19 protein-coding genes and 2 pseudogenes are annotated in these 18258 nt (G+C 72.6%); 7 read left to right on the top strand and 14 right to left on the bottom strand.

Going from position 1 to position 18258, the window contains the following annotated elements; genetic code table 11:
• Positions 1–4 precede the first annotated feature (4 nt).
• Positions 5–412 (bottom strand): SRPBCC family protein, encoded by a 408-nt coding sequence (locus tag LJ657_RS39890; RefSeq protein WP_372488037.1) that lies wholly within the window; start codon positions 410–412, stop codon positions 5–7.
• Positions 413–673: 261 nt separating this feature from the next.
• Between LJ657_RS39890 and LJ657_RS39885 the strand changes: the two genes are divergently transcribed.
• Positions 674–1405 (top strand): flavodoxin family protein, encoded by a 732-nt coding sequence (locus LJ657_RS39885; RefSeq protein ID WP_232654576.1) that lies wholly within the window; start codon positions 674–676, stop codon positions 1403–1405.
• Positions 1406–1454: 49 nt separating this feature from the next.
• Positions 1455–1787 carry a DUF2218 domain-containing protein gene (locus LJ657_RS39880; protein WP_232654575.1) on the top strand — a complete coding sequence of 111 codons (333 nt, stop codon included), beginning with the start codon at positions 1455–1457 and terminating at the stop codon, positions 1785–1787.
• A gap of 21 nt (positions 1788–1808) precedes the next feature.
• On the opposite strand, the gene LJ657_RS39875 is transcribed toward LJ657_RS39880, so the two are convergent.
• From LJ657_RS39875 to LJ657_RS39865, 3 genes are all read right to left on the bottom strand, one after another.
• Positions 1809–2120 carry an EthD family reductase gene (locus LJ657_RS39875; RefSeq protein ID WP_232654574.1) on the bottom strand — a complete coding sequence of 104 codons (312 nt, stop codon included), beginning with the start codon at positions 2118–2120 and terminating at the stop codon, positions 1809–1811.
• Positions 2117–2674, bottom strand: coding sequence for a dihydrofolate reductase family protein (locus LJ657_RS39870; protein WP_232654573.1), 558 nt, complete (start codon positions 2672–2674; stop codon positions 2117–2119). The genes LJ657_RS39875 and LJ657_RS39870 overlap by 4 nt, the downstream gene beginning before the upstream one ends.
• Positions 2675–2738: 64 nt before the next feature.
• Positions 2739–3677: an RNA polymerase subunit sigma-70 gene (locus LJ657_RS39865; protein ID WP_232654572.1), complete on the bottom strand. Its 939-nt coding sequence runs from the start codon at positions 3675–3677 to the stop codon at positions 2739–2741.
• A 34-nt stretch (positions 3678–3711) separates the two neighbouring features.
• Here LJ657_RS39865 and LJ657_RS39860 point away from each other — a divergent pair, with 34 nt between their 5' ends.
• Entirely contained in the window at positions 3712–4542 is an 831-nt protein-coding gene (locus LJ657_RS39860) for a DUF427 domain-containing protein (RefSeq protein WP_232654571.1), read from the top strand.
• On the opposite strand, the gene LJ657_RS39855 is transcribed toward LJ657_RS39860, so the two are convergent.
• The 6 genes and pseudogenes from LJ657_RS39855 to LJ657_RS39830 all read right to left on the bottom strand — a co-directional run bounded on the left by LJ657_RS39855 (position 4505) and on the right by LJ657_RS39830 (position 9724).
• Positions 4505–5041, bottom strand: coding sequence for an NUDIX hydrolase family protein (locus LJ657_RS39855; protein ID WP_115910498.1), 537 nt, complete (start codon positions 5039–5041; stop codon positions 4505–4507). The genes LJ657_RS39860 and LJ657_RS39855 overlap by 38 nt on opposite strands.
• A 15-nt stretch (positions 5042–5056) precedes the next feature.
• Positions 5057–6187 carry an amidohydrolase family protein gene (locus tag LJ657_RS39850; protein WP_232654570.1) on the bottom strand — a complete coding sequence of 377 codons (1131 nt, stop codon included), beginning with the start codon at positions 6185–6187 and terminating at the stop codon, positions 5057–5059.
• 2 nt (positions 6188–6189) lie between these two features.
• Positions 6190–7593 (bottom strand): glutamine synthetase family protein, encoded by a 1404-nt coding sequence (locus LJ657_RS39845; RefSeq protein WP_232654569.1) that lies wholly within the window; start codon positions 7591–7593, stop codon positions 6190–6192.
• 39 nt (positions 7594–7632) lie between these two features.
• Entirely contained in the window at positions 7633–8442 is an 810-nt protein-coding gene (locus tag LJ657_RS39840) for an SAM-dependent methyltransferase (RefSeq protein ID WP_232654568.1), read from the bottom strand.
• A 112-nt stretch (positions 8443–8554) separates the two neighbouring features.
• Positions 8555–9384: pseudogene (locus tag LJ657_RS39835) on the bottom strand (hypothetical protein).
• A gap of 97 nt (positions 9385–9481) precedes the next feature.
• Positions 9482–9724 carry a hypothetical protein gene (locus LJ657_RS39830; RefSeq protein WP_232654567.1) on the bottom strand — a complete coding sequence of 81 codons (243 nt, stop codon included), beginning with the start codon at positions 9722–9724 and terminating at the stop codon, positions 9482–9484.
• A gap of 143 nt (positions 9725–9867) precedes the next feature.
• On the opposite strand from LJ657_RS39830, the pseudogene LJ657_RS39825 reads away from it, so the two are divergent.
• The 3 genes and pseudogenes from LJ657_RS39825 (at position 9868) to LJ657_RS39815 (ending at position 12989) form a co-directional block, all read left to right on the top strand.
• Positions 9868–10335 (top strand): annotated as a pseudogene (locus LJ657_RS39825) (potassium channel family protein).
• Positions 10336–10603: 268 nt separating this feature from the next.
• Positions 10604–12019 carry a cytochrome P450 gene (locus LJ657_RS39820; protein ID WP_232654566.1) on the top strand — a complete coding sequence of 472 codons (1416 nt, stop codon included), beginning with the start codon at positions 10604–10606 and terminating at the stop codon, positions 12017–12019.
• A 79-nt stretch (positions 12020–12098) separates the two neighbouring features.
• Positions 12099–12989, top strand: coding sequence for a Cof-type HAD-IIB family hydrolase (locus tag LJ657_RS39815; protein WP_232654565.1), 891 nt, complete (start codon positions 12099–12101; stop codon positions 12987–12989).
• Here LJ657_RS39815 and LJ657_RS39810 read toward each other — a convergent pair.
• The 4 genes from LJ657_RS39810 to LJ657_RS39795 form a co-directional block, all read right to left on the bottom strand.
• Complete coding sequence (locus LJ657_RS39810; RefSeq protein WP_232654564.1) at positions 12986–13690, bottom strand: response regulator; 705 nt, start codon at positions 13688–13690, stop codon at positions 12986–12988. The genes LJ657_RS39815 and LJ657_RS39810 overlap by 4 nt on opposite strands.
• A 68-nt stretch (positions 13691–13758) precedes the next feature.
• Positions 13759–15765, bottom strand: coding sequence for an FtsX-like permease family protein (locus tag LJ657_RS39805; protein WP_232654563.1), 2007 nt, complete (start codon positions 15763–15765; stop codon positions 13759–13761).
• A 32-nt stretch (positions 15766–15797) separates the two neighbouring features.
• Positions 15798–16481: an ABC transporter ATP-binding protein gene (locus LJ657_RS39800; protein ID WP_232654562.1), complete on the bottom strand. Its 684-nt coding sequence runs from the start codon at positions 16479–16481 to the stop codon at positions 15798–15800.
• A 28-nt stretch (positions 16482–16509) separates the two neighbouring features.
• Positions 16510–16881, bottom strand: coding sequence for a DUF4333 domain-containing protein (locus LJ657_RS39795; protein ID WP_232654561.1), 372 nt, complete (start codon positions 16879–16881; stop codon positions 16510–16512).
• Positions 16882–17075: 194 nt separating this feature from the next.
• Here LJ657_RS39795 and LJ657_RS39790 point away from each other — a divergent pair, with 194 nt between their 5' ends.
• On the top strand, positions 17076–18245 hold the full coding sequence (locus LJ657_RS39790; protein ID WP_232654560.1) for a sensor histidine kinase: 1170 nt from the start codon (positions 17076–17078) through the stop codon (positions 18243–18245).
• The last annotated feature ends 13 nt before the right edge of the window (positions 18246–18258 follow it).

Raw genomic sequence — 18258 nt, 5'->3', positions numbered from 1 at the left:
GGCCTCAATCCGTGCGGTGCGTGAGTCTGCGTTCGAGGTCGCGGAGGTCCTTGCGCAGGGACGAGCGGACCTGGCGGGCGAGGAGCGGTGCCGCCAGCCGGTAGAAGCCTCCGGAGCCGCCCTGGACCCGGATGCGGGCCAGGGTGCCTGCCGGGTCCGGCTCGAAGGTGTAGGTGACGTGCATGGGCATCGGGCCCGCCACCGACACCATGTCGAGCAGCCGCGGGAAGTCGTGCGCGGCCACGCGCAGCACGTAGTCGATGCGCCGGCCGAGGAAGAACGCCGTCCGGGTGACCTGGGCACCGACACCGAAGCCGCCCCCGTCCGCCGCCCGGGTCAGCTCGGCCGTACGAATGCCCTGGGTCCTCCCCCATAGCCCTGAACGGGCATGGGAGGTGCCCCCATGCGTCATGGCGCCAGTCCATGGCGTACTCCGCCACCCGCTCGGGTGACAGGGGGATCACGCGCGTCACGGACACGTCGATCGTCACCTTCCCAGGATCCCCGTGCCGGGCTGCGGGCGCGCGGCGTACGTCGTCCCGATATGACGGGTGTCTTACGCCGGTGCGCCAGAGCAGGACAAAACGCCGCCCGGGCGAGACGCTGCTGCTGAGCCGCGGCTCGGACCGGCCCCGGCATCCGCCCCGGCGGTCCCGTGCGAAGGAGTGCGTCCATGACCGCATCGCCCCAGACCGACGACGCGTACCGCTTCGACGACCTGAGCGCCCTGTTCATCAACTGCACCCTCAAGCCCTCGCCCCAGCAGAGCCACACCCAGGGACTGATCGACAAGAGCGCGGAGATCATGATGTCGCGCGGGGTCACCACGTCCGAGGTCCGCGCCGTCGACCACGATCTCGCCCCTGGCGTCTACCCGGACATGACCGAGCACGGCTTCGCGACGGACGAGTGGCCCGCGCTGTACCAGCGGGTGATGGCCGCGGACATCCTGGTCATCGCCGGGCCGATCTGGCTCGGAGACAACAGCTCGGTGACGAAGAAGGTGATCGAGCGGCTCTACAGCTGTTCGTCGCTGCTCAACCCCGAAGGGCAGTACGCCTATTACGGCCGGGTCGGTGGCTGTCTGATCACAGGCAACGAGGACGGCGTGAAGCACTGCGCGATGAACGTCCTCTACAGCCTCCAGCACCTGGGCTACACGATCCCGCCGCAGGCCGACGCCGGCTGGATCGGAGCGGCGGGGCCCGGACCCTCGTATCTGGACCCCGGCTCGGGTGGCCCGGAGAACGACTTCACCAACCGCAACACCACGTTCATGACCTGGAACCTGATGCATCTGGCCGCCATGCTGAAGCGCGCCAAGGGCATCCCCGCCCACGGCAACCAGCGCTCCGCGTGGGACGCCGGCTGCCGCTTCGACGCCGAGAACCCCGAACACCGCTGAATCCATATCATCGACTCCAGCCACCCCACGCGAACCCGGGAGTCCGCCAGTGCCCCGTTCAGAAGCCCGCGTCACCACCGACCGCCCGCACCGCTACGCCAAGCAGCTCGCCTCCCACCTCGGCCGCCGCAGCCAGACCAGTTGGGACGAGGAGAGCGGGCAGGGCAGCCTCGTCTTCCAGAACGGGACGGGCTCCCTCACCGCGACCGAGGGAGCCCTCCTGCTCTCGGTGGAGACCGACGCCGAGCACCTCGACCTGCTTGAGGACGTCGTCGGCCGCCACCTGGTCCGGTTCGGGACCAAGGACGAACTGGTCGTCGAATGGCACCGCGACACCGGCGCCCCCGGCACCACCCAGCGCAAGGCGGAGGACCCGGCCTGACCCCCATGACCGGGGACGGCGTCAGGCCTCACCCACGGTGAACACCATGCCGCGCACCGGCGCGAACTCCTGCAGGCGCTCCGCGTCCTCGGCGCAGGCGCGGCCCTGCGGGGAGGCGAACGCGGCGCGCAGCTCCTCCATCGTGTCCCACTCCAGCTCGGCGACCAGGTGGCACGGTTCGCCCCCGCGCACGGCGGTGACCTCGCCCCCGATGGTGTACCGCCGCAGCCCCGGCAGCTTGCGGGCGAGCGGGAGGTGGACCTCGCGGTAGTGCCGGTCGAACGCCGCCGGGTCGGGCGGGGTCTCGTAGAGGACCAGGAAGCGTGCTGTCATCGCCCGCTCCTCCGGTAGCGGGTGAGGACGGCAGGCCCCGTCTGCTGCGACGACTCGCACTCGAGGTGGATGGGTGGCGTGTCCGTGGGGAAGAGCCGGTCGCCCGTGCCGAGAACCGTGGGGAGGGTGACCAGGCGGTATTCGTCGATCAGGTCCTCGGCCATCAGCGCGTGGACGACGCTGAGGCTGCCGGTGACGACCACGTCGCGGTTCTCCTGCTTGACGGCGTCCACCAGTTCGCCCGTGAGGATCTGCGAGTTCGCCCAGGCGGAGACGTCGGTGAGGGTGCGGGTCGCGACGAGTTTCCGGGCGGCGTTCATGCGCGCCGAGAACGGGTCGTCGCGGTGCGGCCACAGCTGGGAGAACAGCTCCCAGGTGGTGCGGCCCAGCAGCATGACCCCCTCGTCCAGGGTGGCCCCGAGGCGGAACTTGTCCCCGGCCACCGCCTCGGGGCCGTGCCGGAACATCCAGCCGCCGCCGGGTGTGCCGCCGCGGCCGTCCGGGTCGGAGACGATGCCGTCCAAAGTGGTGAAGGCGATGACGATGACGCTCATGGCGTTGTCCTCTCGGATGTCTCGATCGGTGGTCACCGGTATGTACCGGCGCCACCGCCCGGACTCATCGCCCGCGGCCGAACTCGTCCTGGGAAATCTCTCCGGGCAGGTCGAACGCCTCGAAGACGCGCGGGTCCGTGAACACCACGTTCCGCGCGACCCGCCGTCCGGTCACCGTGAAGACCTGGAGCGTGTGCAGCCGGTGCCCACCGTCCGCGGCGGGCGCGTACGCCGCGAGCGCGGGCTGTCCGCCCGCGGTGAGCTGCCGCGTGGCCCACCCGGTCCCGCGCATCTCGAAGACCCGCTCCATGAACAGGCCGTAGTCGCGCCGGCCCCGGTACCACAGCGGCACCGGCGGCATCTCCAGGACGGCGGCGTCGGTCAGCAGCCGCACCAGTGCGGGGACGTCGGCCGCCTCGAAGGCGCGCGCGTACCGCTGGACGACCTCCCGCGCCTCGGCGTCGTCCGGTTCGGGCACCTCGCCGGGGTCGCCCACGTCGGCGATCGCGGCCCGGGCCCGCTGCAGTGAGCTGTTGACGGCGGCGACCGTCGTCCCGAGCTGCTCCGCCACCTCGGCGGCACTGAACTCCAGCACCTCCCGCAGCACCAGCACCGCCCGCTGCCGGGCCGGCAGCAACTGCATCGCCGCCACCAGCGCCAGCCGCAGATCGGCCCGCCTCTCGACGTCGTACCGGGCGTCGGGGAACGGCTGCAGCCACGGGATGTCGAGAGCAGGGGTGAGCGGCGCCCCCGGGTCGTCGCTCGGTGCACCGAGCCCGGACGGCAACGGCCGACGCGCCCGCCCCTCCAACGCGGTCAGGCAGACGTTGGTCGCGATCCGGTACAGCCACGTCCGCACCGCCGCACGCGAGGCGTCGTACCGCTCCCGGGCCTTCCAGGCGCGCAGCATGGTGTCCTGCACCAGATCCTCGGCCTCGTGGAACGAGCCCACCATCCGATAGCAGTACGCCACCAACTCGCCCCGGTACGGCTCAAAGTCCATGGGGCTCATCATGGAGCAAGGAAAGGAGAGCTTCATGAGTGCACTCCCCACCGAACGATCCCTCCGCACCACCCCCGAAGGCCTCCTGTGGGAGCCCAGCGAACGCTGGGTGCGCGGGCGCAAGGGCGAGGTCACCGTCGTCGACAGCCGGCAGCCCGTCCTCGTCTGGGAGCCCTCGCTGCCGGTACCGCAGTACGCCTTCCCGCGTGCGGACGTGCGTGAGGACCTCCTGCGCCCCGCGAAGAACCCGCGGACGGGCGCCCACACCGGATCAAGGATCTTCTACGACCTCGAAGTCGACGGTGAGCTGCTGGAGAACGCCGCCTGGACGTTTCCGGCCGCCGACCTGGCCGGACACATCGCCTTCGAGTGGTTCCGGCGCAGCGGGAGGGGCCTCGACCACTGGTACGAGGAGGAGGAAGAGATCTTCATCCACCCCCGTGACCCGCACAAGCGGGTGGACGCCATCCCGAGCAGCCGGCATGTCCAGGTCTCGGTCGACGGCAGGCTCGTCGCCGACACCCGCCGGCCCGTGCTGCTGTTCGAGACCGGTCTGCCGACCCGCTACTACATTCCGCGCGAGGACGTCCGCCTGGACCTCCTCGAACCCACCGGGCACCACACCGGCTGCCCGTACAAGGGCACGGCACAGTACTGGTCGTTGCGCGGCGAGGACGACGTGCCGCCGGACATCGTCTGGAGCTATCCGGACCCGCTGCCCGCCGTGGGCACGGTCAAGGGGCTGCTCGCGTTCTACAACGAGGTGGTCGACATCACCGTGGACGGGGAGCGCGTGGAGCGCCCCGTCACACCCTTCAGCGCCATGCTCAAACCGAGCAGCCGACATGGGCGAGGGCCTGCCTGAGCAGCACCCCGTGCCCGCCCGGCATCTCGCTCTGGACCGCTTCCGAGACGGCCTCCTGCGGGCTGAACCACACCAGGTCCAGGGCGTCCTGCCGGGGCCGGCAGTCGCCGGTGACCGGGACGACGTAGGCCAGGGACACCGCGTGCTGGCGCGGGTCGTGGTACGGCGTGACGCCCAGCGTCGGGAAGTACTCCGCGACCGTGAAGGGCTGCAGCGAGGCCGGGATCCGGGGGAGCGCCACCGGGCCGAGGTCCTTCTCCAGGTGGCGCAGCAGGGCGTCACGGACCCGCTCGTGGTGCAGGACGCGACCGGAGACCAGGGTCCGGCTGACCGTCCCGTCCGGGCCGATGCGCAGCAGCAGGCCGACGCTGGTCACCTCGCCGCTGTCGTCGACGCGCACGGGCACGGCCTCGACGTACAGGATCGGCATACGGGCGCGTGCCAGCTCGAGGTCGTCGGAGCTGAGCCAGCCCGGCGTGGTTTCGGTCATGTCAGACATTGCTTGATCATACTTTCAGGAGGGGCCGGAAAGGCCGTAGACCCGGCTGGCATTGTGTGCTCCCGCCCACTCGGCGAACCGCAGCGCGTCGGGCAGACCCAGCTCGTCCGCGTCCACCCGGTCCTGCAACAGACCGGCCAGCCCGCGGCGGAAGGCGAGCGCGCCCAGACAGTAGAACTCGGCCACACCGTACGCGTCGGAGCTGTACAGCAGCTTGCGGAACGGGGTGATCTCCATGGCCTCCTCCAGGACCGCCCGGGCGCGCGCCGGGCCGACGTGGTGGAGCGTGAGGCCCACGTCCAGGTAGACGTGCTCGAACACCGCCGCCAGATAGGCGGCCTGGCGCTGGTAGGGCCAGCAGTGCAGGAGCAGCACCGGGATGGTGCCGGTGGTCAGGTGCAGCCAGTCGGTGAGACGGGCGGGGTCGACCCGGTGCAGGCGGATGTCGTTGTCGCCGAAGCCCGTGTGGAGCTGGAGGGGGAGGCCGAGGTCGACCGCGGTCCACAGCAGGTGTCGTACGAGAACCGGATCGTCCAGCCGGCCGCCGCGCGCCGACCAGTGCCGGGCCGCCTCGGTGACCTCCGCGACGGATGGGCGGGCCGGGTCGAGGTCGAAGCCGGTGCGGTAGGCGGCCACGGACTTCACCGCCACCACGCCCGGCCGCTGCACGGCGTCCAGCGCGGCCGCCTGAAAGGCGTCGCCGTAGTCGTCGGGCTCGACGCCCTTCGCCGCCACCGCCTCGGCGACGCCCTCCAGCCGTACCACCTCGTACGCCGTCCCGCCCGCGGTCCCGGCCAGTTCCGCGGGCGTGGTGAGGCGCTCCGGGGCGTACCCGGTGTCCACGCAGAACGTGCTCGTCCGTGCGGCGGTGAGGAAGCGGCGGTGCACCTCGCGCGGGCCCAACTCGGCCCGCCGGGACAGGTATTCATCGGGCGGGGCGTGGCGCGGCAGGTCCAGGAGGGGAGCGCAGTGGCGGCGGATCGCCACGCCGACGGGGGAGTCGAAGGGCGAGATCCCGGGCCAGGCCGCGCCCTCGGTGATCAGGTTTTCGAAGCCCTCCCGGGTCAGATCGGCGGTGACGACGCCGTGGCAGTGGTGATCCACCAGCTCCAGTGCCTCCAGCGCCTCCTGGACCGGGCCGCCCATGGTCAGTACTTCCAGCGGTACGCCGCCGCCAGCCGCTCGTCGTCCAGCCCGTGCGCCGCCGCGATCTCCCCTTGTCGTACGGCGATCACGGCATCCGCGAGGACCGGGCCGAGCGCGGCCCGCAGCCGTTCGTCCTTGCGGAACTCCTCCACGGATTCGGCGAGCGAGGTCGGCAGGCGGCGGATGCCCCGGGCCGCCGCGTCCGCGGGGTCCAGGCGGGCCGGATCGCCGGTGATCTCCTCGGGCAGGGGTGCGGACGAGGTCAGGCCGTCCAGTCCGGCTGCGATCAGGCAGGTGAGGGCGAGATAGGGGTTGGCGGCCAGGTCGACTGGCTTGACCTCCAGGTTCGCGGCCTGGTCGCGCAGGCCCGCCGTGCCGGTGACGACCCGCACCGCGGCCTCGCGGGTCTCACGGCCCCACGCGGTGAACACCCCTGCCCACTGGGAGGGTTTGAGCCGCAGACAGCTCGCCGGGCTGGGCGCGGTCACCGCCGTGAGGGCCGGGAGACGGGCGAGTACTCCGGCCGCGAACGACTCCGCGTCGGCGGTCATGCCGTACCGGCCCTCGCCGCCGGAGTGCAGGTTGACTCCGTCGCGCCAGGCGGAGAGGTGGACGTGGCCGCCGTTGCCGACGCCCTGCGCGAAGACGGCCGGTGCGAACGACACCACCAGCCCGTGGCGCCCGGCCACCGCCCGGATCGTCTGCCGTACCAGCACGCTCCGGTCGGCCGCCGCGACCGGATCGAGGGCGCCCACCGAGATCTCGAACTGGCCGGGCGCGTACTCGGGATGGATCTGCTCGACGTCCACGCCCTGCGCGGCGAACGCGGCGAGCAGGTCGGCCGTGTAGTCGCTGAGTTCGACCTGGCGGGTGGCGCTGTAGGCGGGACCCGAGGTCGCGGGCACGAAGTCGCCGCCCTCCGCCGGGCCCTGGCCGACGGCCCACTCGATCTCGATGCCGGCCTTGAAGGTGAGGCCGTGCCGTTCGGCGGCCGCGGAGACGATACGGCGCAGGACCGTGCGGCTGCAGCCGGGATGCGGCTCGCCCTCCTGTGTGATCCGGTCGACCGGCGCCCACGCCCAGCCGGGCTGCCCGGCCAGGACGACGAGTCGGCCGAGGTCGGGGTAGAGGCGCAGGTCGCCGTCCGGGGAACCCAGGACGTCGGTGGAGACGATGGAGTCGTTTGCCAGGAACGTGTCGAACACCGGCGACATGCCGACGCCCCAGGCCGCCGCCGAAGCGAGCCTGGCCGTGGGCACGGTCTTCACCCGGCCGACGCCCGCGGTGTCGACGTAGGCCAGGACGATGCCGTGCACGCCCCGCTCGGACAGCTCTTCGCTGAGCGCCTTCGCCCGCTCGACGTCACCTGGGCGCCCGCCGGGGACGGGGTCGGCAAGAGTGGTCATACGTCCTCCGCGGTCGGCACGTCCGTCAGGGCTGCTCCGTCAGGGTTTCACGGCCACGGCGCCGAACTGCGGTACCACGGCGGGCGATCCGGGCTCGGCACGCCACTGCGAGCACGACACCAGGCCCGGCTCCAGGAGGTCCAGCCCGTCGAAGAACGCGGCGATGTCCTCGCCGCTGCGGGCGGTGATCGGCGGGGTGGCGTTCTCGTTCCAGAACTTCATGGCCGGGATCTGGCCCGCGCCGCCCAGTTCGTCGTCGAAGGTGGGGTGGGTGAGGACCAGGAAGCTGCCGGACGGCACCGCGGCCACGACCTTCCGTACGATCTCCCGTGCCTTCTCCGCGTCCAGCACGAAGTTGAGGATGCCCAGCATCATCACCGCGACCGGCTGGGTCAGGTCGAGGGTCCCGGAAGCACGTTCGAGGATGGCGTCGGGGTCGTGGACGTCGGCGTCGATGTAGTCGGTGACGCCCTGGTGCGTGCCCGTCAGCAGGGTGCGGGCGTGGGCGAGCACGATCGGGTCGTTGTCGACGTAGACGATCCGGGCGTCGGGTGCGATCCGCTGGGCGATCTGGTGGGTGTTGTCCGCGGTCGGCAGCCCGGTGCCGATGTCCAGGAACTGCCGCACCCCGCGCTCCTCGGCCAGGAACCGCACCGCACGGCCCAGGAACCAGCGGTCCGCCCGGGCGATCTCCCGGATGATCGGGAACATCCCGGCGACGTGCTCGCCGACCTGCTGGTCGACCTCGTAGTTGTCCTTGCCGCCGATCCAGTAGTTCCACACGCGCGCGTTGTGCGCCACACCGGTGTTCAGCCTCGCCGACCCGCCCGGGGTGTGGCTCTCACTCACAACTCTGCTCCTTCTCAACACCTTTGGCTGTCGCCGCCATTGTGCCGCCCGGTGATCACGCTGTCCCGGGAATCGGCCGATCAGGTGTGCGGAACGGGCCGGTTGCCGCCCGTCAAGGGGTCCGGCCGGGGCCGGGGGCGGGTGTCTTGCCGGCCTGGATGTCCTTGAGTCGCTGGGCGCCCTTGCGCACCGCCAGCTCCAGCGAGGGGCGCGCGCCTCCGGCCAGGCCGCCGGCGGTGACGGTGATCGCGTCGCTGCCCACGCGCACCGCGGCCACGTCCAGGGTGAGCGTGGCCGGTTCGCCGTTCGCGTTGCCCTGCACCGTCACGTGCAGGCCCTGCCGGGCGTCGCCCTGCTTCGGTACCGAGGCGGACGTCACCTGGACCGTCCGCTTGCCGCCTTGGCGTCGGTCGCGGTGAACTGGTCGCATCTGACCGGCAGGGTCTTCAGCCAGGCCAGCGCGGCGCTCAGCCGGACGGGGTGGTAGGCGGCGACCTGGTAGAGGAGACGGGAGTCGCCCTGCTCGAAGCCCGTCAGCGCGGACGCGCCGGTCGGCTTGCCCAGCAGGTCGTCGTCGTAGAGCGCGTCCAGGAGCCGCTGGCAGTCGGCGGCGTTCGCCTTCGCGGTCAGGAACTGGGCGACGTCGACCTTGCCGATGAGCAGGGTGTCACCCCAGGCGGCGGCGCCCTTGACCTGGTTCCAGTTCCCCTCCAGGTCGTTCTCGGTGATGAGCGCGGCCTGTGCTCCGGCCTGGGTGAGACGGGGCGGGGCCGACGTACGGGTCGGGACCGGGGCCGACGTACGGGCCCCGAGGGGTGTGGCGGCGGCGTCGGAGGCCCGGGAACCTTCGCCGTCGCCCGAGCAGGACGCGGTGGCCGGCAGCGCACTCACGGCCACGGCCGAGGCGAACACATGGACGAGAGGGGACTGGCGACGGCTCATTGCGGATGCCTCCGGAGCAGCTGGCGGACCTCCCCTCAGCGCACCACCGGCCCTACCGCCCCACCAGGCACAACGGCCCGTTCGGGTGAGCGGGCGGTCAAGGCGTCCCCCGCTCCGCGTGCACGCGCACCCTGCGCCCGCCGCACTCCGGGCAGACCGCGTCCGCGAGCGGCGACCGCACGGCCCGGCCCGCCTCGTCGACGTACTCCTGGGTGGTCAGTGCCCAGGGGTCCATCGGGTCGGTGAAGAACATCAGCTGGAAGACGGCCCTCCAGGCGTGACCGCAGTCCGTGCAGTCGAATCCGTAGGTCTCCGGCACGGAGGGGGGATCCGGCGTCATGACCCCGGTCCTTCGCCCGGTGACGAGAAGCGCATGCCCTCCAGCGCACAACACCCCACCTCCTACGGCAACTCGAACGCCCCGCCCGGCATGCCCGCCCCCGGCGACGCTGACCCCATGCCGACGCGTCCCGGGGAGTGACCATGCTGCCCGGATTCCTCGCCAGGGCGGTCGAGTTGCTGCTCGGCCGCCAGGGCCGCTCGCTGCACCTGAAGGCTGCGGGAGGGGCGACGGCCGTCCCGGCGGTGGTGATGCCGATCGGCTCGTGGGCCGTCGTCGCCGCCGAACACGACGCGGCGCGCGCCGATCTGCGGACGTACCCGCAGGCGCTGTGGTGGGCGATCGAGACCGCGACCACCGTCGGCCACCGCAACTTCCACCCCGTGACCCTCGGCGGCCGTGTCATCGGCGCCGTCGTGATGGTCGTCGGCATCACCACGTAGGGCATGGTCACCGCGGCCCTGACGACCTGGTTCGCCGGACGGGAGCAGAAGCGCCGCCACCATCTCGCCCTGCACGCCCACGAGTTGGGCGAGGAGACCGTGCACGCCCTGCACGATCGCCTCGACCGGCTGGAGCGGACGGCCGCCGGGAGCAGCGAGCGCGAATGAGGGCGGGCGGGCCGCTTGCTACCGGTCAGTACCCCGCCGTGTGACCTGAGTGACGCCTGAGGTACGGTCCCTGCGGGTCCGCCCAGCAGGTCGGGAGAGGTCCGCGCCGGTGCGGCAGCGCCCCCGAAGGGGTGCGTGGCCGTATCGACACGCGGCTCCGCCGCGTGGGCGCGACCAGCCACGACGGCGCGCAGGTGATCAACGGCGCATCCCGCGGAGCGCTCGGCCGCGGGCGGATACAGGCGGTGTCGAAGGGGGCGACGGAAGCATGGAGATCCACTTGGTCGACGAAGGCAGCGCGGAGCGGAGCCGCACGCGGCTGGAGGCCCTGGCTCCGGAACCCCTGCTTACCCGGGACTACGAGACCCGTCCCGCGCTCGTCTACGAGCGGCTGCGGGAGCGCCACGGCCCGGTCGCGCCGGTCGACCTGCTGGGCGTGCCCGCGTGGCTCGTGCTCGGCTACCGTGAGTCGCTCCAGGTGCTCCAGGACGACGCCGGCTGGCCCAAGGGCCTGGAGAACTGGCGGGCCCGCTCGGAGGGCCGCGTGCCGGCCGACTGGCCGCTCGGCCCCTCGCTGGAGGTCAACCACGTACTGATCCAGGGCGGCCCCGGCCACCGCACGCTGCGCGGCGCCTGGGACACGGCCCTGCGCCCCTTCCAGGACCCGCGCAACCCGCAGGCCAAGCGGCTCAGGGCGGCCGTCACCGGCTACGCCGACGAACTGATCTCCCTGCTCGCACGGGGCGGCGGCACAGGCGTGGCCGACCTCTCGGCGCAGTTCTCCCGCCCGCTCCCGCTGATGGCGGCGAGCCATCTGCTCGGCTTCCCCGGCTCGCAGGGCGACGACGCCCTGATGGACATGTGGCGGGTGCTGGACGCGGGCCCGGACGCCGAACCCGCCCTGGCCCGCCTGCTGGTCACACTCTCCGAACTCGCCGCCGCCAAGATCGAGAAGCCGGGCGACGACTTCCCCTCCCACCTGCTCGCCGCCCACCCGGACCTCTCCGTCGACGCACTGGCCCGGGAGCTGTTCATGCTGCTCGGGATGACCTCCGACCACGTCGGCATCCTCATCTCCAACACGGTCGTCGAGGTGATCGCGGGCGAGAGCGAGGGCGGGGTCCGTACCACCCTGTCCGCGGGGATGGTGCGCGAGACCATGAACCGCGTGGTCATGCGCAAGCCGCCGCTGGTCAACTTCGTGCCGAGGTTCGCGGCCGCGGACACTTCACTCGGCAACTACACCATTCACGCCGGCGACCCCGTGTGGGTCTCCGCCGCCGCGGCACACGCCGACCCCCTGTTCGCCGGCCGGCTGGAACCGGGCTCGAGCATCAGCAGCCGAGCCCACCTGTCGTGGGGCGCGGGGCCCCGCCAGTGCCCGGCCCGCGAGCTGGCGTCGACGATCGCGGCAGCAGGAGTGAGCCGTGTCTTCGAACGGTTCGGGCACCTGGAGCTCGCCCTCCCCGTCGACCAACTGCCCTGGCGTTCCTCGCCGTTCATGCGGGGGCTGCGCTCGCTGCCGGTGCGCTACGAACTCTCCGGGCCGCCGCTGCCGGTCGCGCCGGCGCCCATGGCGGACACAGGACGGGGATCGGATGCGGCCGTCGTGCCGGACCAGGGCGCCAAGCGGCGCTCGTCGCTGTGGCGCTATCTGACGGGCCTGATCCGGTCCGGAAGCTGATCGTCTGCGCAGCTCGCGTAGGGTGACGGGACCGCCGTAAGCCGCCCGGCGCCCCGTCGCGCCCCACCGGAAGCAGGTCATGTCCTCCGCCGCCTCGCCCCTGCGCACCGCCTCCGGCCTGCCCGTCGGCTCCGCCGACATTCGCCTCGTCGTCACCGACATGGACGGCACACTGCTGGACGACGCCAAGCGGATCCCGCCCGGCCTGTGGGAGACGCTGGCCGAGCTGCGCCGGCGCGGCGTGCTGTTCAGCCCGGCGAGCGGGCGCCAGTACGCCACGCTGGCACGGGAGTTCGCCGAGGTCGCCGAGGGCATGGTGTTCATCGCGGAGAACGGCACGTATGTGGTGCGCGACGGTGTGGAGCTGAGCTCGGACCCGCTGGAGCCCGAGGTCGTGGCCTGTGTCGTGCAGGCCGTACGGCGGCTGGTGGCCGACGGCGTGGACGTGGGCGCCGTCGTCTGCGGCAAGCGGTCCGCGTACGTCGAGCGCAGCGATGAGGCGTTCCTGGCCGAGGCGTGCAGGTACTACGTCGAGAACCGCGTCGTCGAGGACGCCGCCGCGGTCGACGACGACATCCTCAAGGTGGCCCTCTTCGACTTCGGCTCGGCCGCGCGCACCACCGCGCCCGCGCTGGAGGCCGTCACCGCCACCCTCCCCCACTCTCGACTTCGCTCGAGCGGGGGGACCCCCAGGGTCGTCGTCTCCGGCGAGCACTGGGTCGACGTCATGAACCGCACCGCCAACAAGGGCGCGGCCCTGCGCCGCCTCCAGCGCGAACTGGGCATCACGCCCGCCCAGACCATGGTCTTCGGCGACTACCTCAACGACCTGGAGATGCTCGACGCCGCCGACTGGTCCTTCGCCATGGCCAACGCCCACCCGGACGTCATCGCACGGGCCCGCCACCTGGCCCCGTCCAACAACGACAACGGAGTGCTGCGCACCGTGGCCCGCGTGCTGAACCTCTAGGCGGTCGGCTGCGCATACCCGTTCTGCCACGCCCAGGCCGCGATCTCGACCCGGTTCCGGGCGTCCAGTTTGAGCTGGACGCTGGAGAGGTGGGTCTTGACCGTGGAGAGGGAGACGTACAGCTCGGCGGCGATCTCGGCGTTGGTGCGGCCGAGGGCGACCAGGCGGACCACGTCCAGCTCACGGTCGGTGAGGGACTCGGTCGGCGGTGCGGTCCGCACGGGGGCGCCGGTCCCAGGGGCGGCGGTGACGTGCTTGAGCAGGCGGACCGTGACCGAGGGGGAGACCAGCGAGTCACCGGCCGCTGCGGCGCGCACCGCCTCCGCGAGGAGCGTCGGCCCGGAGTCCTTCAGCAGGAACCCGCAGGCGCCGCCGCGCAGCGCCCCGTACACGTACTCGTCCAGGTCGAAGGTCGTCACCACGACCACCCGCATCGGGTCGGAGACGTCCGGCCCCGCCAGCATCCGGGTGGCCTCCAGGCCGTCCAGCTTCGGCATCCGGATGTCCAGCAGGCACACGTCCGGCCGCACCCGCCGGGCCAGCGCGACGGCCTCCTCGCCGTCGGCCGCCTCCGCGACCACGGTGATGTCCGGCTGGGCGTCCAGGAAGAACCGGAAGCCGGTGCGGACCATGTCCTGGTCGTCGGCGATCAGGACACGGATGGGCGCACCGGACGGGGTGGCGGGGGCGGGGCTCGTCATGGCTCGATCATGCCTCAGTGGAGTAGTGGCCGAGCGGCCACCGGTCGGTGGCCGCTCCGGCGTCCGTGTCAGTCCGCGGTCGGGGCGGGATCGGCCGTCACCCGGCGCAGCAGCGGTCTGCTGCAGCCGATCGCCGCGAACATGGCCAGCGCGCCCAGGGCCGTGCAGGCGGCCAGTTGCAGGGCGCCGGTGAGGTCGAGGGAGGCGCCGAACACCTTGTTCAGCCGATAGGAGGCGCAGACACCGATGGCGGTGGTGCCGCCGGCCAGCACGACCAGCGGGAGGACCGTCTCGCGCACCCGGGCCCGGTCCAGCACCTTCAGCGGGGTGCCGGCCAGCCGCAGCAGACCGTACACGCGGCGCCGGTCCAGGACGCCCGCGGCGGCGGTCAGCCCCGCGGAGGCGGTGGCCACCAGGAAGCTCAGGGCCAGGGTGGCGGTACTGACCTCGGCGAAGCGGTCGACGGCAGAGCGGTCGCCCGCGGTGGCATAGTCCTGGGTGTACGGCATCCGGGAGGTGCCGAGGGGAGCGAGGGCGGTGACGGCGGCGTCGATGCGCTCGGAGCCGCCGAGGACGCGGGCCACCAGGCCCGGTGAGCCGCCGGTCAGGCTGTCGTAGTCGTCCTCCTTCATGGTGGTGACGGTCGCAGTGACACCCGCCTCCCGCAGCAGCGTCCGCGCCTCGGCGGTGGCGTGCCGGGCCTCGGCGGCGTTCGACGTGACCACCGCGACCTGGTCCCGGAAGTGGGAGCCGTCGGTGCCGACCATGCTGACGGCGAAGAACCCGGCCGCGAAGCCGGCCAGCACCAGCCCGCTGACGGTGCGCCAGGCGCCGCGCGGGTCGTCGCTGAGCCGGCGCGCGGCCAGCAGGGTGGCCGGGCGGCGGGCGAAGCGGCCCGCGATCCGGCCCAGCCGGTCCACGACCCACGGGCCGAACAGCCAGAACGCGCCGTAGAACAGCAGCAGGAGCCCCACCACCTGCCGGGTGCTCAGGCCGCCGCCCTGGGACTGGGAGAAGACGTACAGCGCGACCGCCACGAACACCACGAGCCGGATGACACGGGTGCGCCGCGGGTCGGCCTGCTGGGCGACGCCCAGCGGGGAGGTCGCCACCTGGCGGAGCATCGACACCGCGCTGACGGTGATGAGTGCCGTGACCGCCAGGACGACCGCGGCGAACCAGGGCAGGCCCACCCACAGCTGTCCCGTGTACCAGCTGCCGACGCCATACGGGATCTCGGCGAGGGCGGGCAGCAGCGCCGCGTACAGCGCGGCACCCGCCAGCGCTCCGGCCGCGCCGACGGCCGCGGCCTCGGCGGCGGTCATGCCGATGATCTGCCGCGGGGTCGCGCCCGCCAGCCGCAGTGCGGCGAGCCGCGCCTCGCGCCGGGCCGCGCCCAGCCGTCCCGCGGCGGCGGCCAGCACGGCCACCGGCATCACCAGCAGCGCCACGCCCAGCAGCGCCGTCGACTGGTCGGTGTACGTGAACAGGCTCTGCTTGCTGCCCTGGAAGCCGCTGACCTCGGCGCGCGCGGCCTGGTACATGTCGTACATCCCGCTGTCACCAGCAGCCCTGGAGACCGCCGGATCGCCGGGCGACCGCCCCACGACGGCGACCAGCTCGTCCGGAGAGGCGAGACCGGCGGCGCCGATGGTGCCGTACGTCGTCACCTTCGGGAAGCGGTCGGCGAGTTGGCCCGCCGGCAGCTTGTGCAGCAGCTCGGCCAGGGCGGGGGAGACGTACACCTCGCCCTGCTTCGGGAAGGCGCTCAGGCCGGGCGGCGGTGGGGTGGCCCTGCGGTCGGGCAGCCGGGCCAGGTTCACGACGGTGACGGGCTCGTGGCGGACGTAGGTCGTGGCGAGCGCCTGGACGGCGGTGGCGTGCCGGGCGGGCTCGGGGGTGCGCCAGGCCGTTCGGTCGGCGCGGGCGCCGGAGCCGAGGCCGGCGGCGAGCATCACCAGCAGGACGAACGCGCCGGCGGCGGCGGCCCCCGCCGCCAGCAACTGGCTCTGCAGGCCTCGGCGGCCGGAGGACCGGGCCAGATGCCAGGTCAGGGACAGGACGGGGGAGCGCATATCGGTTCTCCGGTCTTGGGTGCGCGGCCGGCTCAGGCGACCGTGTACTGGCTGTGGTGGCTGATCCGGCCGTCGCGGACCTGGAGGATCCGGTCGCAGTGGGCGGCGACGTCCGCGTCGTGCGTGACCATGACCAGGGCGGCGCCCTGCTCGCGGGCGACGGAGGTGAGCAGGCGTACGACCTCGGTGCTGGTGGCCTGGTCGAGGGCGCCGGTCGGCTCGTCGGCGAAGACCACGTCGGGTTCGACTACCAGGGCGCGGGCGATGGCGACGCGCTGGGCCTGACCCCCGGAGAGCTGACCGGGCCGGCGGTGCTCCAGACCGTCGAGGCCGAGCGGCGCGAACCAGCGGCGGGCCTGCCGGACCGCCTGCCTGCGGGGCATGCCCTCCAGCATCAGCGGCAGCGCGACGTTCTCCTCGGCCGGCAGCTCCGGCAGCAGCTGGCCGAACTGGAAGACGAAGCCGAAGCGCTTGCGGCGCAGAGTACTGAGCCTGTTCTCGCTCAGACCGTCGATGGCCTGCCCGCGCAGCAGCACGGTTCCGCCGTCGGGGCGGATGATCCCGGCGAGGGTGTGCAGCAGGGTCGACTTGCCGGAGCCGGAGGGGCCCATGACGGCCAGCGAGTCCCGCTCGCGGACCTCCACGTCGACGCCGTCCAGGGCGGTGGTCGAGCCGTACTTCTTGGTCAGGCCGCGTCCGGCCAGAACGGTGTTCACGATGGTTTCCCCAGTTCGCCAGTTCTTGTCAGCGCTCGAACTTCCAGGTCAGGGACGTGCTCGTGGCCTTGACCACGGAGACCCGGATGCCGACGCTCTTGCCGCCGCCGGTCTTGCCGGTGCAAGTGATGGAGGCACCCGCGACGGCCTTGAGACCGGTCGGGCAGGTGACGCCGGAGACGTCCTTGCCGACCCAGGGCAGCGGGTGGTACTTGCTCTGGGTGCGGCCCGCGACGATGTTGGCGGACAGTGCCCTGTGCCCGTCGACCTGCGCGGTGGTGTAGTCGTCCAGGTGGGTCGTCGACTCGGTCCCGGACAGCAGATAGGTGCCGAGACCGCCGAGAGCGACCAGTGCGGTCGCCCCGCCGACGGCGCCGACGAGGAACTTGCCGAGCTGCATCACGCACTCCTGATGTTGGGGGAGGAAGCCTTCGTCGAGACGGTGCTCCGACGTGGTGGCCCTCCGACGAGGTGGCTTCACCCTCGCCCGTGGACACGTGCGCGCGCCTCGGTCATACGGCCATCGTCGGCGGTGTGGTGCCTCGACCATTCGGCCGATCCGGGCGCCGCCGGGCCCCGCCTACGGTGAGCCGCATGACCCCCATCTCCGGCCGGGGCTGTGCCCAGGGATTCGGCGTCGGCTTCCTGATCGCGGCGTCGCTCGCCGACCTCGCGAACGCGGGCGCCGTCGGCCAGAGCCTGTGGCCGACGGCCGTGCTGCTCCTGGTCGGACTGACCGCCGTCCTGTGGCCGCCCCGGCTCCGCCCCACCTGGTTCACCCCGCAACTGCGCACCGCCGTGCCCGCGCTGCTGTCCGCGCTCTACACCGTGGGCGCCCTGGTGTCCGGCCGGGCGGACCTGTTCGGCCCGGGCGAGACGGCGATCCTGCTGTGCCTGCTGTTCATCGCCGCACGGGACTGCCCACCGCGCTCGGCCGTGGCGTGCGGCCTGCTCGACCTGGTCGCCCTGCTGGCCACTCCGGTCCGCCACTCCCACTCCCTGGGCGGTGCGGACGGCGGCGAAACGCTCGCCTTCATGGTGGTGGGCCTGGCCCTCGCCGGTCTGGTCGCGGGGCTCGCCGCCTACCTTCGCTCCCTCGACTACCGCCGTACCGTCGCCGTCGCCGACACGCGCCGCGAAGAGCGCGTGGCGATCGCCGCCGACCTGCACGACTTCGTCGCCCACCACGTCACCGGCATCCTGGTGCAGACCCAGGTGGCCCGCATGATGGCGACCAGCCGGCCCGATGACCTCGACCCCGTCCTCGAAGGCATCGAACGCGCCGCGACCGAGGCGCTCGCCTCCATGCGCCGCACGGTCGGTGTGCTGCGCGACACCGGCGAGGAGGCCGACCGCCGTCCGGTGGGCGACCTGGCGGGCATCGCCGGCCTGACGGAGGGCTTCGCGAGCCCCGTCCAGAAGGCCACCCTGCACCACGACCCCGCCGTCCCCTACGACCTCCCGCACGAGGTGCAGGCGGCGGCCTTCCGGGTCGTCCAGGAAGCACTGACCAACGTGCGGCGCCACGCGGCCGACGCCGACGAGATCACCGTCCAGGTGCGCTACGACGCAGGCCACCTCCGCGTCTCGGTGACGGACGACGGCCACGGCGGCACCCAGCTCCCCGCCGCGGCCCACGGCGGCGGCTTCGGCCTGATCGGTCTGAAGGAGCGGGTGACCGCACTCGGCGGCGACCTGCACGCGGGCCCGCGCGCCGGAGCCGGGTGGGAGGTACGGGCGGTCTTCCCGCCGGGCGTGCGCTGACGTACCTGGGCAG

The sequence above is a fragment of the Streptomyces guryensis genome (assembly GCF_021261325.1).
Lineage (GTDB): Bacteria > Actinomycetota > Actinomycetes > Streptomycetales > Streptomycetaceae > Streptomyces > Streptomyces guryensis.
This window is presented reverse-complemented; position numbering and strand designations above follow the sequence as displayed.